The organism is Paucibacter hankyongi (genome assembly GCF_037482915.1).
GTDB lineage: Bacteria > Pseudomonadota > Gammaproteobacteria > Burkholderiales > Burkholderiaceae_C > Paucibacter_A > Paucibacter_A hankyongi.
On the sequence record NZ_JBBHJX010000011.1, the window covers coordinates 23,095 to 38,612 of the forward strand.

Genomic DNA, 15,518 nt, shown 5'->3' on the forward strand with positions numbered 1-15,518 from the left:
CTGCCTCGAAATCGGCGAGAACACCGGGAACACGGGAACAGTGCGATGCAAGTCCGCGTGAATGCTCGCCTTTCTTGTTCCCGTTGAACAGTTGAGCCTGTTCCCGGCACTGCTTGAAAGGGAACAAGCGTTGGGGCCTAGGCCTGGGAAAAGCACCAAGCATTCCGCTTGGCGAGGCGTACCCGATCAGCCTTCAAGGCAAAGCTGGAATGATCGAGCCTCAGCTGCCAGACCTGCGCCTTCGGCGCAGCTTCTGAAACCCACTCTGCAACTTGCAACCGGTTTGCATCGGAGATTTCCGCCCCGAGAATCACGCCCTTCAGGACTTCTGACGGATACGTACGCACGCCCTGGTCATAGGTAGACAAGTCAGGGGGGAAGCGGATGTCTCGCCATTCACCCTCGTACTTCCAAACATCGTGTTTCGTGAGGAGCGTTCGCTGTATACGTTCTTGCTCTTCCGCTTCCTCTGCAGGCTGATGAAAGGTGCGGATTATGGGGCGAGCGGTTGAATAGCTGACTTGGTGAGTGTGACCGAAAAAATCATGCTTGCCATTGAAGCAAAGGCAGATGCCTTGATGCTTCGACGCATAGTGAGCCCACATCAAGGCGTGTTTGCCGTGCGTAGAAAGACAAAGCACGCCGAGCTGTTCACTGAGGGTCTTTCGAAGGAGCGAGTTCCGCTCGGGGCCACTCTTGGGGCCAAGGACTCGGTGTTTCAGAGTGGGAAGACTTGACAGGGAAAGTTCAAGCGCGTCTAGGAGGCTCGCGCCCCCCCGTATCAACCCACTTGCACTTGCCGCGACAAGTTGTTCCTCGGTGGTGTCGCTCACATCATGAGCCGGGGCGCAGTCAAACGGATCATTGAATTTGATCGGCGATTGATAGAAAAGCCGCCGTGAAACCAAAGCTTGGCGCGTGTACTCAAAACTAGCCGCGTCGAGGCTCAGGTATTTGTACAAGTGGCGCGGCCGCATTCTTTGTTGATCCGCCAAATAGCCCTCGCAGTTTGCGAACTGATGTGGGCTTGATGATAGGTCAGCGTGAAATACGCATTACAGCTCATCCGCGAACGTGCTGTTATTTTCCGATGCAGAATTTGCTGAAGATTTCGCCGAGCAAATCGTCGACCGAAAAGGCGCCGGTGATCTCGCCCAGCGCGTCGTGAGACAGGCGCAGTTCTTCCGCTAACAAGTCCAGCGCCGGTGGTTGCAAATGAGCCACCGCCATCGCTTGCGACAGATGCTCGCGGGTGCGCTTGAGCGCTTGGACATGACGCTCACGCGCGATGAACACGCCTTCCGGCGTGGCATGCCAACCCACCTGTAGCAGCAAGCGCTGGCGCAACTCAGTCAGGCCCACGCCTGATTTGGCCGACATCCGCAAGGCGCCTTCGGGCAGCGCCTCGGTGTGGGCTGCATCGGCCTTGTTGAAGACCTGCACGATGCGCTCGGGCGGCACTTGCGCCAAGCGGGCCGAGATCAGCTTGTCCTCGGCCTCGTAGTCGGCTTGCCCCAGGCGCGTCAGATCGTGCATGAACAGCAGCACGTCGGCATCGGCGATGGCCTCCCAGCTGCGCGCCACGCCGATGCGCTCCACCTCGTCGTTGGTGTCGCGCAGGCCGGCGGTGTCGCTGATGTGCAGCGGCACGCCTTCGATCTGAATCGTCTGGCTGACCTTGTCGCGGGTGGTGCCGGCGATGGGCGTGACGATGGCCAGCTCGGCCCCAGCCAAGGCATTCAACAGCGAGCTCTTGCCCACATTCGGCTGCCCGGCCAAGACCACCTTGATGCCTTCGCGCAAAAGCGCGCCTTGCTGAGTGCGGTCCAGCACGGCTTCGAGTCGCTCTTGCAAACGGGCCAGCCGGCCGAGGGCATCGGCCTGCTGCAAGAAGTCGATCTCTTCCTCGGGGAAGTCCAGCGTGGCCTCCACCAACATGCGCAGCTTGATCAGCGCATCGCGCAGCTCTCCCACCTCGTGCGAGAGCGCGCCGGCCAGCGCACGCCCGGCGCTGCGTGCTGCAGCCTCGGTGCTGGCGTCGATCAGATCGCTGACGGCTTCGGCCTGAGCCAGATCCAACTTGCCATTCAGAAACGCACGCTGGGTGAATTCGCCGGGTTCGGCCAGGCGAATCTTCAGCTCGGCGCCAGCCTCCAAGCAGCGCGCCAGCAGCAGTTGCAGCACCACCGGCCCCCCATGCGCTTGCAACTCCAGCACATGCTCGCCGGTATAGGAATGCGGCGCCGGGAATAGCAGCGCCAGGCCTTGGTCAATGGCCACGCCGGCCGCATCGCGAAAGGGCAGATAGGTCGCTTCACGGGCGCGCAGCGCACGTCCGCAAATCGCTTCGACCAAGGGGGTCAGGTCTTGCGGGGAGGAGACCCGCACGATGCCAACGGCTCCGCGTCCAGGGGCGGTGGCGATGGCGGCGATGGGGTCTTGGTGGCGAGCAAGCATGGGCGGGATTGTCGGTCAAGACTCGCCGCCAGCTGCTGTGCCCTCGAGAGACCACGGCCTTGTTGCCATCGCCCATGAGCCCATGAGCCTCTGGCCATCGGCAGCTGGCGTCGCCGAGCTTCAGACCTGCCAGTCGAGCGAGACCCTCAGTACCGGCGGGCGATCGGCCATAAAGCGGCTGCGCCGTCCATTGCCCGCTTCGTCCGTCCAGACCAACTCGCTGCCTGCACTGTGTGGGCCGATATCGGTCACGCCGATACGCAGGCGCAGCGGGGTTTGCGCCTGAGTGGCAGTGGATCCGGACGCCGTGTTCCAAAACGCAGGCAGCTCGGTCTGAGCGCCCAGGTCCAGCCGCAATTCGGCATCGCGCCGTAGTGTCTGCACCGCCGTCGTGCGCGCCGCATAGCCAGGCTGCCAGCGAAGCGCCGCGTTCAGCTGCCAAGCGGCGGCCCTGCCCTGCAGTGACAGTGTGGTGCGCGCCGGCGGCTGGCCGACGAGACGGTTGTCTGGCGCGGGCAGTGCCTCGACCGTGGATTGGTAGAAGGCCTGGTTGAAGGACAGCTGCCATCCCGACCCCAGCCGGCCCTCGGCTGACAGCTCCAGCCCGGTGCTGCGCACATGCCCGACATTGCGTGTCTGCTGCTGCCAGCGGCCGTCCGCCGTGGGTGAAAGGACTGGCTGCATCGCATCGTTGATGTGCCGCCCGAACACGCCCACGCGGCCGGTCCACGCCTCAGCCAGCGAACCGGCCAGTGCCAGCTCAGCGCCATTCACACGCTCGGGGCGCAGCTCCGGGTTGCCGAGCAAGTCCGGATTCCCGGGCGTGCCGGCACGCTCACGCACGCCGTCATGCAACTCACGCAAGCGCGGCAGCCGCATCGTGCGCGCGAGGGCCGCCTCCAGCCGAAGGGTGCCGGCCGCGTTCAAGGTCTGCTGCCAGCTCAGATTTGGAAGGATGAACACGTCATCGCGCGGGCTGGCGATGCCGTCGAGTCGACTGCCCTCGCGCCGCAGTCCCAGCACGAGCTGGTGCTTGGGGTTCGGCTTCCATTGCAGCTCGCCCCAGAGGGCCGGCTGGCGTCGGCGCTGGCAGGGCTGGGGGCTTTCGTCGCCCTCGCTGGACGTGCACGCCACGGAAGCGCCGAGTTGCGTGCCTGCCGACAGCGCCCAGTTGGGCGTCAGCTCGCGCTCCAAAGTGGCGGCCAAGCGCCATTCGCGTTCATTCTGCTGGTCGGCCCAGCGATCAGCGCTGTCTGGCGCGGTGCCGACGGCGAGCTGCTGCCCGGCGCTGTCATTGCGGTCGCGCCGCAGCCAAGTGTCGACCGACAGGGTCGTCGTGCCATGGTGGCGCCAGCGCGCGCTCGCCAGTTCGGTGACGCGACGTTCGGTCCACTGCAAATCGTTGCCTTCGTCGTCGGGCGGGAACGGTGCTTGGTGCAGCGCATGGCGGGTGGCGGTGCGCTGTGCCGAATCGTCTGCGGAGCGCATCAGCTTGAGCTGCCAGTCTTGGTTGTCGCTCACCGCCTGCAGCGTGGCGTCCAGCGCGAGCGTGCGGTCCGAACCCTGGCGCGAAAGCGTGTTCTCCATCCGTGCGGGTGGCGGGACGCTGGTCCCGGCGAAATCAATGTGTTGCGCGAGCCGGTCCGTCCACGCCGACGGTGCATCACGTCCGATGGCACCCAGCTGCGCCTGCCAACCCTGCCCCACCCAGCCTTGCCGCCAGCCGACTTCGGCGCCCGTCCGGGCGCCGCGCGGCAGCAGGGCGGCCGACAGCCTTGCCCCGGGGGGCGCCGATTCACGCAATACGACGTCGATGATGCCCGCCACGGCCTCGCCACCATCGGCGGCGCGCTGCGCCGTGCGCACCTCCACCCGCTCGACGCGATCCAGCGTAAGCCCGTCGAGCGCGATGCCTGGGCCCAGCGTTTTCATGGGCAGGCCATTCACCCGCACCAGCGTGTAGCCCCCGGTCATGCCGCGCAAGGACAGCCGTGGCGGGTCACCCTCGGCTTCGCCTGAGCGGTCCAGCACGACGCCCGGCAACTGCGCCAGCGCCGCAGCCAGATCGCGCGCACCGCTGCGCTCCAGCGTCTCGCGGTTGATCACGAGGGCCAGCAGTCCCGGCGCTTCGCGCTTGGAGAGCACCGTTTGCGGTTCCAGCACCGTCTGTGCTTGAGCACTCAGCCCTACGGCGCCAAGTAGGGCGCTCAGGGCGCGCAAGCGGAGCGATCTTGCTGTGCTGCGGCGCACCGTGAAATCGCCTTTGGGCACGGGCAGAAGGAGCGACAGCTGGCGGATATCCAAATTCATGGCAAATGCAGATCGGGGACTCGGTAAGGGGGAGTTGCTTGGGGGCGATGGACTGCTGTCTAGATGAGACGACGCAGCCGAGCTGCGCTGGGCGGGTCTGGGCGCGAGACCGCTCAGCGCGCGCCACTGGCGATGAAGTGCTCCACCGCCGCTTTGACGAGCTGCAGATTGTCTGCAAGGCCCAGCTTGGTGCGCAGACGCTGGCGATAGGTTTCGACGGTGCTCTCGCTCAGACCCAGCCGTGCGGCCATCTCCGGCTTGTCGCAGCCTTCCGCCAGCAGCGTGAAGACCTGCCACTCGCGCGGTGCCAGCGCCGGTAGGCCGCCTTGGCTCAGCTCAGCGCCCACCATTTCGTCCAACACCGCGCTCGACCAGTAGCGCCCGCCTCCGAGCAAGCTGCGCACGGCTTTGGCAAGCTCGTCAGCGGCTGAGAGCTTGGACACATAGCCCCGCGCGCCAGCCTTGAGCGCGGCGTTGAGGAGGGCTGGGCTCTCGTGCATCGACATCACCAGCACAGGCGGCACGTCCGTCCGCTCACGCAGCGCCTGCAGCAGATCCAGGCCTGTCTCATGGCGCAGTTTCAGGTCCAGCACCACCAGCGCATAGCGCTTTGCGTCCAGCGCGGCCAGCGCAGCCGTCACGCTGTCAGCCTCATCGCAGGCGCGCTGCGGCCAGGCTTGACGCAGCAGTTGCGCCACACCGGCACGCACCACCGGGTGATCGTCGACCAGCAGAAAGGAACTCGCCTCGAAGGCGTCATCAGAGGGATAGAGGGCAGGCATGGAAGCGGCGTGAGGTCGTGTCCGGCAAGCAGCTGAGGTCGGCGCGGGGTTCAGGCGGTCTTGACGCTGATGCGCGTCCAGCCACTGGAGCAGTCCACAGCGAGACGGGCCCCCAGTGTCGCCGCGCGCGCGCGCATCGAAGTGAGGCCCAGGCCCCCTTCGATGTGGGCGGCATCAAAGCCCACACCGTCATCTTCGATGCGCAGCAGTTCGTCGGGCGCGGGACTCAGCAACAGTCGTATGGCGCTGGCATGGGCATGGCGCAGCGCATTGCTGACCGCCTCCTGAGCGATGCGAAGCAGTGAGTGGCAAGCTTCAGCATCCCAGCTGGGCAATTCATGCGGCAGCACCAACTCGACCGGCAGAGGCCGGCTGCGCTCGGCCAGCCGGCTCAGCTCGGCGAGCAGGTCTGGTGTGTCCGCATGGTGGGTCGGTGCCAGGTGCCAGTCATGGGACAGTTCGCGCACCGCCCGTGCGGCGTCGCGCAAGGTGTCGGCCAAGGTTTCGCAAGCGGATTGCTGCGCCGGGTCGACCACCAATGCCAAATGTCGGGCCTGCAACTGGGCGGCCGTCAGTAGCTGGCCGGTGTTGTCGTGCAACTCGGCGCCAAGCCGCTGGCGCACCACGGCGCCAGCCTGCCGCGCCGCCCCCACCAGCGCCCGGTTCACCTCGCGGCTGTCGGCGAGCGCGCGCTGCCGGTGCTGGGCCCTGGCCGTGCGCCGCGCCAGCACCTCGGCCAAGCGCGCCCGGCTGGCCAGCAGACGCCAGCTCAGCCACCACAGCGTGCCAAACAGCAGGCCCAGCACAAGAGCCGTGCCCACCATCACCGTCGCGACCGGCTCGAGTGCTTGGCTCGCATAAATCCGCATCGGCAGTGGCGTACCGGCGAGATCCAAGAATCCCGTAACGAGAGAGTCCGTGTAGGCCCGCACCGGCAGCGTGCCCTCCGACCACAGCACACGGGTCGGCGTTTCCACCGAGCCGAGCGCCAGCGCCCGGTACTGCACTCGGGCGGAGTGCTCCCAGCGCGAAGTGGCGCGCGCCATCATCGCGGCGAGGGGCATCTCCAGCTGCACGTAGCCGACCACGCGCCCTGGGATGGCGCCAGCATCTGCTGCAGCCCAGGGCGGTGCGCCGTCCCACACCGGCATCAGCCAGGCCGGAGCGGTGTCGCTGGGCTCAAGCCGAATGCGCGTCGTGTCCTCAGGCGTCTGAAAGCTCAGCCGGGCCATGCGCTCGAGGGCGGCGCGTTCATGGGCATCAGGCGCACTGGCCACCGGCGGACCGCTGTCCGCAGGGTCGCAGATCCACCGGCGGTCTTGCCACACCAGGGTTGAGCGCGCGCCCTTGTCGCGCAAGCGCTGGCAGACGGCCCGCAACCCGGGCGCCCCCAGGTCAAGGGTGAGCTGACCGTCGGCGCCGCGGACGATGTGGTCGTACCAAAAGCCGCTGGCGCTGAAGAATTGCTGCCGTTCCGCGGCGGCAAGTAGGCTGATCCGATGCAGCTCATCCTGCACTTCGCGGTCAACGCGCTCTCGATCAAGCATCCAGGCTGCGGCGATGCCCGAGACCCACAACAAGGCCAGAAGCAGTCCGAGCAACGCGAGGGCAGCTCTTGCGCGGGTTGGCAGGTGGCGGTTCAGGTCAACACTCCTCGTCATGCGGCCTTGTCGTCTTGCGGTTGACATCGATGTCAACTCCGAAGCGATTACGGAGGGGCGAGTGTATCCATAGCATCCGGTGCAATTCCGTTGCCTCTGGCACCAAGCATGCCGAGGCGCGGCGTTCGCTGATCGCTGACCAACTTTAGGACCCTCTCCGATGCTGCCCTCCACATCTTCTCGCCGCCCCCGCATTCGACGCCCTCGCTCGGCGGCAACCGTGCTGATGGCCGCCGCGCTTGCGACATCAAGCGCCTCCATGTTGACCGCGTGTGGAGGCGGCGGCAGCTCAGATACGCCTGCACCGGCACCAGCACCAGCACCCGCACCCGCACCCGCACCCGCACCCGCACCCGCTCCAGCTCCAGCCCCGGCGCCAAGCCCCATCAACAGCAGCGGCCTGAATGCCTTGTTCCTGGGCCAGCAGTTCGATGTGTATACCCCCGGGTCTGCGAACGAAACGCTCGATGCCGGCGCGATCGACCGCAGCAACACCCAGGGCCTGGGCTGGAAGCTGAGCAGCACGGCCAGCACCGTGCTCACCGTCTTGGGCAATGACTTTGGCGTCAGCGCCACGGGCTACACCGTAGTGAACCGCGCCAATGGCAGCGTGATCATGTTGTGCAATGGCACGCCACTCAAATCCGCTTTCGTGGGTGTGGTCACTCAATCCGCCGCAGGCGGCGCGCGGGCGCTCAAGCTCAGCCGTGCCAGCGAGTTGGCCGGTCAGAGCTTTTATCGCATGGAAGATTGCAGCTACACCAACAGCAATGGCGAGAGCAGCAATCAAAACAGTGCGCCCACGGCCAGCAGCTTGAAGTACAGCGTGGATGCCAGCGGCAATCTGAGTGGCAATGACGGCACCAGCGCCACGGCCGCCGATCTCAACAATCTGCTGGCCGGAGGCACTCTCTCCATCGAGGGCGGAAAAGGCAAGCTCTACCTGACGGCCTACAGCTTCCAGGTCAATGGCGTGACGCGGTATGTCGTGGTGAGCCGCGGTGTTCCAACCAACGGCAGCAGCGCAGGCTATGTCGATATGTGGCTGCAGAACTGAGGCCGGCCATCGGCGATAAAAACTTGATGCGTTGAAAGACGATGCAGCCGGGCATGCCCCGGCTGCGCCGCTTGAGCGCGGCGCTGACCTCCGGGCCCGATCCCTTGCACGACCACTGCTTCAGATTCCATGAGAAAACGATTGAACACCCGTCACTGTCGGCGCGGCATGGCGGTGGCACCCGCGGTGGCCTTGGCGGTGAGCCTGAGTCTGCTCTCGGCTTGCGGAGGAGGCGGTGGAAGCACCGGCGGAGGGGCTAGCCCGGCGGGTGATCCAGCTTCCCCTAAGCCCAGCGATCCCGCGAGCCCCAGCGCCCTGATCCGCCCTACACCCCCGGCCGCCAGCGGCGATACCACGGTGCAAGCGGCGTACCAAAGCACGGTGCGTGAACTCAGCACGGCCGCTGGCGCGCCGCAGCTTTTGCAAAGCGAGGCCGATGGAACCCTGGTCTTCAGCGCCGCGCCCGGCGTGCAGCAGGGTCAGGTCTTGATCGTGGCGGGCCGCGCCTATGCGGTCACGTCGGTGGACGCCAGCGGCACCCGGCTGGGCACTCGCGCGCCGGAGTTGGGCGAGGTGTTTGCCAGTCTGCGGCTGAAGGCGCGGCTGCAAGAGGCCCAGCTCACGCCGGCGGCCAGCCGCCCTGTGCATGCGCTGGCCGTCACGGGGCCAGCGGCCAGCCCCGCAGCCGGCACGGTATCGGGCAACTTTGCCTACGACCTGAGTGCCTTCGGCCCGGTGGGCCTGAGCTACAAAGGCCAGCTGATCATGACGCTGGATCTGGACCTGGACTTCGAAGCTGCCAGCGGCTTCAAGACCTTCAATCTGACCGGCGATCTCGCCCTCAACCAAACCCTGCTCTTGCAGCTGCAAAGCACGAACAGCGAAGGTGGCAGCCAAAACGGCATCGAGCTCAAGCGCTTCAGCTATGCCTTCCCGCAGGCCCTGGGCCTGGTGAAGCTGGAAGTGCCCATCATGTTGCAGGGTGAGGCCAAGGGCGATGCCAAGGTCGAGATGCGGGTGATCGATGGCGAAACCCGCAGCCATGTCGAGCTGCGCTATGACCCGGTCAGCCGGCAATTGCAAAGCAGCCACCGCATCACCGGCAGTGCCGCCAGCCAGGCGCCCACAGCCAAGCCGCTGCCGGGTAAGTCGACCACCAGCTTGGGGCTGCAGCTGAAAGTCGGGCCGGACATGCAACTGCGCGTGTTGGAATCGGTCTTGCCCGTGAGTGCCAGCCTGCGGGCCAATTTGGCGGTGACGGCGCAGGTGCGCGCCGATGGCACGCGCAACTGCCTGGGCTGGAAGTCTGAACTCTTTGGCGAGGTCAGTGCCAAGCTCAAGCTGGGCGGTGGTTTCGACGTACAAGGCTCCTTGCTCAGCGACCCTTGGCCGCTGGGCGGTGGTGGCAATCTGGCCAGTTGTGATCTGCCCCCAAACCCGTCACCTACGCCCACGCCCACGCCCACGCCCACGCCCGACCCCACGCCGGCGCCGACGCCGACGGACGGCCTGGCCTTGCTGCCCTTGCCCGTTGGCGCGCAGGCGCTGGAAGGCTATCGGCTGGCCTTGGTGCCTGACACCGGCCTGCCCGTGAGACCGGTGGACTTGCGGCAGTTATTCGGCGGGGAGGAGGCGTGCTTCAACAACGCGGTCTACGATGTGCTCGACCCAAGCTTCACCTCGGGCTCCCCACCTGTGGAAATACCGCGTTACTGCGTGCACACGCTGGAACCCCAGCTGCTGGGGCCTGACGGACGCCGCATCGATGCGACAACGGCTTCCGGACAAGACTGGATCGTCCGCTTCGATACCCAGTCCAGCGTGAGCCGATGCGTCGGTGAGCTGTACGACCCGCTGCTGGGCCTGGTCGGCGATGGCGGCGTGCGCTATACCCGGCGGCGGGGCGAAGTCGGCGCTGCACCTTTGCTCTCGCGCACGCCCCCGAACTATGGTCTGTCGGGTTTGAGCTATGCCTGGGCGCCGGCCAATCACAGCAATCAGTTCAGCCTGGTCTGCCAGATGGAGATGACTGAGCGTAGCAGCGGAAAGCGCTATTACCTGCGCAGCCCGCTGTGGGTCTCGCCGACAGGGCGAACGCTGTTTGGCATCGGCAATGTGGGTTGGAGCAACTGGTTGGGCCAATGAAGGGTGGCGCGGGGGAGGCCGGATCCAACATTCGCATGAAGCTGGTTCGCGCGCCTAAGGTCTGAAGGCTGACCCACTGCTGCCCCGCATGCGTTGATTTAAATCGCTTCGGCGCCAACAAAAAAGCCCCCAAGCGCGGGGGGGCTTGGGGGCTTTGTGATTTTCTGCGCGACTGGCGCAGTTTCAGTTTAGTTCTGCACGCCGAGCTGCTTGTTGATGAACCACTGCTGGGCGATCGACAAGATGTTGTTGACCAGCCAGTAGAGCACCAGGCCCGAGGGGAAGACGAAGAACATGAAGCTGAAGGCCAGCGGCATGATCCACATCATCTTGGCTTGCATTGGGTCCGGCGGGGTCGGGTTCAGCCAGACCTGGAACAGGCTGGAGGCCGTCATCAGCAGCGGCAAGATGAAGTAAGGGTCTTTGGCCGAGAGATCAACAATCCAGCCCAGCCAAGGTGCGCCGCGCATCTCAACGGTGGACAGCAGCACCCAGTACAGGCCCATGAAGAATGGCATTTGCAGGAAGATGGGCAGGCAGCCGCCGATCGGGTTGACCTTCTCTTCGCGATAGATGCGCATCATTTCTTGCTGCATCTCTTGCGGCTTGTCCTTCAGGCGCTCGCGCATCGCTTGCACCTTGGGGCCCACGGCCTTCATCTTGGCCATGCTCTTGTAAGCGCTGGCGTTCAGCCAATAGAAAGCGATCTTCAGCAGCACGACCAGGGCGATGATGGCCCAGCCCCAATTGCCCAACATGGCGTGCAGCTTTTCCAGCAGCCAGAACAGCGGCTTGGCCAGGATGGCGAAGATGCCGTAGTCCTTCACCAATTCCAGGCCGGGGGCCAGTTCGGCGAGCTTCTTTTCTTCTTGCGGGCCAACGAAGAGTTGGTCTTCCTTGGTCGCGGTGGCGCCAGGGGCGACGGCCGGCAGCGTGAAGACCATGCCAACAGCGTATTGCTCGGGCGCAGCGCCCTTCACCTTGTTGACGAAGAACTCACGTGCAGACTTGTCGTTATGCAACCAGGCGCTGGCAAAGTAATGCTGCACCATGGCGACCCAGCCGTTGTCGGCGGTCTTGTCGATCTCGACCTTGTCTTTGTCGATGTCCTTGAACTCGACCTTCTGGAAGTGCGCCTTGTCGGTGTACAGCGCTGGTCCTGTGAAGGTGGAAGTGAAGGGTGCGCCGCCAGGGCCTACCATGGCGCTACGCACCAGCTGCACGTAGACCTGGGGCGTTACGGCAGCGGTGCCGACGTTGATGATCTCGTGCTTGACGCCGACCACATAGTCGCCGCGCTTGAAGCTGAAAGTCTTGACGTACTTGACGCCGCCTTGCTCGGGCGACTCCATGCGCACCAGCAACTCATTGGCGCCGTCCTTCAGTTCGCGCTCGGCGCTGGTGACGGTCATCAAGGTGTTGTGGTTCGGCAAAGTGCCGGCTTGGCCGCCCAACAGGCCGGTCTGTGCCTTGTAGCTCTGGCCTGCGCTATCCAGCAGCACCACCGGGGTCTGCGGGATGGCCTTCTTTTCCTTGATGCCGACGGCCTGCAGGATGGGGTCAAACAAGCCTGGCTCGGGGCCGGTCAGGTAATGAGGCAACTCCACACGGGTGACGTCGCCACCCAAGGTGTTCAGGGTCACGTCCAGCACATCGGTCTTGATGTGGATGGCCTCGCCAGTCGTCGCGGCGGCGGCAGCGGGTGCTGCGGTGCCGGCCACGCCGGTCGAGCCCGGCAGGGCACTGGCCGTCGGCAGGCCGGTGCCAGGCGCAGAGCCGGCCACGGCGGCGGGCTTGGGCGCCGGAGGGCTGAACATGGACGGGTGTCCGTTGTGCTTTTGCCAGCCGTCCCACAGCAGGACGAGGGACATGGTGAACACCACCCACAGCACGGTGCGGCGTATATCAGTCATGAGGAGGCTTCTGGATTGGAGGGTCGAGGAGATGTTGCATCCGGCACGCACCCAAGACGGGTGAACAAGCCGGGCGCATTGTCGGGCACGCCGTCATGGCCGCCTTCGCAAAACGGGTTGCAACGCAGAATTCGGTGCACGGTCAGATAGCTGCCCGCCAGGGCACCATGGCGCTGCAAGGCCTCGATCGAATAAACCGAACAGGTCGGCTCAAAACGGCATGAGGCCCCGAGCCAAGGGCTCAGCAGCAAACGGTAGCCACGCACCAAGCCAATCAGCACGCGTTGGGCGATCGACGGGGGGCGGTTCATGGCGAGATCAAGCGCAGCTCAGGGCTTGGCGCGAGGCGCCACCAGCCGGCCGACCAATTGCGCCAATTCGGCGTGCGCAGCAGCGCGCAGCGCATCCGAAGCAGCGCTGGGAAATAGCTTGCGATCAAAAGGCGAGCGCAAACGCACCACCCACAAGCCGGGAGGCAAGTCGGGTTGTGTCGCAAATGCAGCACGGATCTGGCGCTTCAGCAGCGAGCGAGTCACCGAGCGCTTGGCGTGGCGTTTGGGCACGATGGCACCCAGCCAGCAAGCGTCGGGCAGCGTGTCATCCACAGGCTTGTGGGTGACTTGTGCATCGCCTGTTGATAACTCGCCTGCTTCGGTGGATAAGACCTTGGCGGGCTTGCTGGCCACACTGGGTGTGGCGGCGAGGTGATGCACCGCAAAATGACTGCTGCGCACGCGGCTGGAGCGAGCCAGCACGCGTTCAAAGTCGGCCGATCGCACGATGCGGCCGATCATGATTCTGTGGTGTCTAAGCTTAGACAGCCAGGCGCTTGCGGCCCTTGGCGCGGCGCGCGGCGATGACTGCGCGGCCACCGCGAGTCTTCATGCGAACCAGGAAACCGTGGGTACGGGCGCGACGGGTCTTGGAGGCTTGATAAGTGCGTTTCATGATGAGGCCCTCTTGGGAAATGCTAGCGAAGGTCTAAGGACGTCGGAAGTGACGCTTTAGCGGTTGTTGGCGATCAGTCGCCGGGTGCAAAACGATTTGCGCTGTTGGGCGCGTTTGCGGTTCGCACCTGGGGCGTCGGGCCTGCAAAGGGTTGGAGACAAAGCTCGCAGCCGATTCAGACGTCGACGGCCACTGATGTGTGCCGCGCCGGGGTGCCGTCTATGTGTTCTATGCGTTCACAAACACCTGCGGGCCATTTGCACGCTCGCCTGTGAACAAGTCACAGATCGAAGCCCGTGCGGCTGACTCACCAGTGTTGCGTGGACAGGTGCCTGTCAAACCCTGCGAGGTGGTATTTCACCCGCTGGCCTTGGCCAAACATCCATACTCCGCTATATCCAGCGTCCGGAAAACCCGCGATTACACCAAAGATTTTGCGATCGGTCAATGCTCAGCGATCGGCCATTGGTGTTTTCAGGGGCTTGACCCTAGTAAAAAATCTGTGGATAACTCAGGGTTTGGTGGCCGGATGTCCGTACAATCCAGCCGCTCTAGAACAAGTTTTCCACAATGAGCGCAGACATGCTTGGCGCAGACGGACTGAACACCAACGTACTCGATCACAGCGCTGCTTCGGCGGCCATGGACTTGGGTGCGGACCTTTGGCAGCGTGGCTGCGAGAGGTTGGCGGCCGAACTGCCCGAACAACAATTCAACACCTGGATTCGTCCTTTGCCGCCGGCCACCGTGTCCGATGCAGGCGGGGCCGAAGGCTTGGTCATTGCCCTGCGGGTGCCCAATCGCTTCAAGCTGGATTGGATCCGCAACCAGTACGCCGGCCGCATCGAGGCCATCTTGACCGAGTTGTCCGGTAAACCGGCTCGCTTGGAGCTGGCGCTGGCCGCCCGCGAGCCCTTGAGCCGCACATCGCCGAACCTGCCGCCCGCCAACCAGCCGATGCCAGTGGGCCAGGTGTTGCACAACGGCCTGCGGCCAGTTGCGGCGGCCCCGGCCGCTGCGCCGGTTGCTTCTGGCGCGACCCCTGCTGCCAATTCGGCGGCGGCTATCCAAGTCCAGGGCGTGGCGAGCGCTGCCCCCAGCTCCCTGCCGCCGAGCGCCAGTCGCCACCGCATCAACAGTGCGCTGACCTTTGACAACCTCGTCCCCGGCCGCGCCAACCAGATGGCGCGCACCGCCGCCCTGCATGTGGCCGGCGCACCGGGTGCGATGTACAACCCGCTGTTCATCTACGGCGGCGTGGGCCTCGGCAAGACCCATTTGATCCACGCCGTGGGCAACGCCCTGCTGAAGGACAAGCCCGATGCGCGCGTGCTTTATCTGCACGCCGAGCAGTTCATCTCCGATGTGGTGAAGAACTACCAGCGCAAAACCTTTGATGAGCTGAAGGCCAAGTACCACTCGCTCGATCTGCTGCTGATCGACGATGTGCAGTTCTTCGCCGGCAAAGAGCGCACGCAGGAGGAGTTCTTCAACGCCTTCGAAGCCCTGCTGGCCAAGCGCGCGCACATCATCATGACCAGCGACACCTACCCCAAGGGTCTGGCCGATATCGATGAGCGCCTGACCAGCCGCTTTGACGCCGGCCTGACGGTCGCCATCGAGCCGCCCGAGCTGGAAATGCGGGTGGCGATTCTGATCAAGAAGGCCGAGGCCGAGCAAACGCCGATGCCCGAAGATGTGGCCTTCTTCATCGCCAAAAACGTGCGCGCCAATGTGCGCGAGCTCGAAGGCGCGCTTCGCAAGGTCTTGGCTTACAGCCGCTTCAGCCACAAGGAAATCAACATCCAGCTGGCCCGCGAGGCGCTGAAAGATCTGCTCTCGATCCAGAACCGCCAGATCTCGGTGGAAAACATCCAGAAGACGGTGGCCGACTTCTACAAGATCAAGATCGCCGACATGTACAGCAAGAAGCGCCCGGCCAGCATTGCCCGACCGCGCCAGATTGCCATGTACATCGCCAAGGAGCTGACCCAGAAGAGCCTGCCCGAGATTGGCGAGCTGTTTGGCGGCCGCGACCACACCACCGTCTTGCATGCCGTGCGCAAGATTGGCGGCGAGCGCCAGAAAAACACCGAGTTGAACCAGCAATTGCATGTGCTGGAACAGACTTTGAAGGGTTGATCGCGCACTCTGGTTACACCGGGGCCAGAAACACCCCATTCCTGGGTCAAAATGCGAGTTGTTACCGCGCGCGCGTTTTTCGGAGGGCGCACGGTGAATGAGA

General features: G+C 64.6%; 12 protein-coding genes. 3 read left to right on the top strand and 9 right to left on the bottom strand.

What is annotated here, in order from left to right:
• Positions 1–137: 137 nt before the first annotated feature.
• From WG899_RS15790 to WG899_RS15810, 5 genes are all read right to left on the bottom strand, one after another.
• Entirely contained in the window at positions 138–962 is an 825-nt protein-coding gene (locus WG899_RS15790; RefSeq protein WP_339596615.1) for a DUF2971 domain-containing protein, read from the bottom strand.
• 118 nt (positions 963–1,080) lie between these two features.
• Positions 1,081–2,457: a tRNA uridine-5-carboxymethylaminomethyl(34) synthesis GTPase MnmE gene (gene mnmE, locus WG899_RS15795; protein WP_339596616.1), complete on the bottom strand. Its 1,377-nt coding sequence runs from the start codon at positions 2,455–2,457 to the stop codon at positions 1,081–1,083.
• A gap of 120 nt (positions 2,458–2,577) precedes the next feature.
• Positions 2,578–4,767 carry a TonB-dependent receptor plug domain-containing protein gene (locus WG899_RS15800; RefSeq protein ID WP_339596617.1) on the bottom strand — a complete coding sequence of 730 codons (2,190 nt, stop codon included), beginning with the start codon at positions 4,765–4,767 and terminating at the stop codon, positions 2,578–2,580.
• Positions 4,768–4,880: 113 nt separating this feature from the next.
• Positions 4,881–5,549 (bottom strand): response regulator, encoded by a 669-nt coding sequence (locus WG899_RS15805; protein WP_339596618.1) that lies wholly within the window; start codon positions 5,547–5,549, stop codon positions 4,881–4,883.
• A gap of 50 nt (positions 5,550–5,599) precedes the next feature.
• Entirely contained in the window at positions 5,600–7,150 is a 1,551-nt protein-coding gene (locus tag WG899_RS15810) for a sensor histidine kinase (RefSeq protein WP_339596619.1), read from the bottom strand.
• Positions 7,151–7,469: 319 nt separating this feature from the next.
• Between WG899_RS15810 and WG899_RS15815 the strand changes: the two genes are divergently transcribed.
• Positions 7,470–8,267: a hypothetical protein gene (locus tag WG899_RS15815; RefSeq protein ID WP_339596620.1), complete on the top strand. Its 798-nt coding sequence runs from the start codon at positions 7,470–7,472 to the stop codon at positions 8,265–8,267.
• 141 nt (positions 8,268–8,408) lie between these two features.
• A complete protein-coding gene (locus WG899_RS15820; RefSeq protein ID WP_339596621.1) occupies positions 8,409–10,412 on the top strand; it encodes a hypothetical protein in 2,004 nt (667 codons plus the stop codon).
• Between the two features lie 188 nt (positions 10,413–10,600).
• Here WG899_RS15820 and yidC read toward each other — a convergent pair whose 3' ends face one another.
• The 4 genes from yidC to rpmH are packed head-to-tail and all read right to left on the bottom strand — an operon-like array spanning position 10,601 to position 13,273.
• On the bottom strand, positions 10,601–12,325 hold the full coding sequence (gene yidC, locus WG899_RS15825; protein WP_339596622.1) for a membrane protein insertase YidC: 1,725 nt from the start codon (positions 12,323–12,325) through the stop codon (positions 10,601–10,603).
• Entirely contained in the window at positions 12,322–12,636 is a 315-nt protein-coding gene (yidD, locus tag WG899_RS15830; RefSeq protein ID WP_339596623.1) for a membrane protein insertion efficiency factor YidD, read from the bottom strand. Before yidD ends, yidC begins: the two co-directional genes overlap by 4 nt.
• An 18-nt stretch (positions 12,637–12,654) precedes the next feature.
• Positions 12,655–13,119: a ribonuclease P protein component gene (locus tag WG899_RS15835; RefSeq protein ID WP_339596624.1), complete on the bottom strand. Its 465-nt coding sequence runs from the start codon at positions 13,117–13,119 to the stop codon at positions 12,655–12,657.
• 19 nt (positions 13,120–13,138) lie between these two features.
• Positions 13,139–13,273: a 50S ribosomal protein L34 gene (gene rpmH, locus WG899_RS15840; protein ID WP_054021782.1), complete on the bottom strand. Its 135-nt coding sequence runs from the start codon at positions 13,271–13,273 to the stop codon at positions 13,139–13,141.
• Between the two features lie 642 nt (positions 13,274–13,915).
• Here rpmH and dnaA point away from each other — a divergent pair.
• Positions 13,916–15,415, top strand: a complete 1,500-nt coding sequence (gene dnaA, locus WG899_RS15845; protein ID WP_339596702.1) for a chromosomal replication initiator protein DnaA — start codon at positions 13,916–13,918, stop codon at positions 15,413–15,415.
• Positions 15,416–15,518 lie beyond the last annotated feature (103 nt).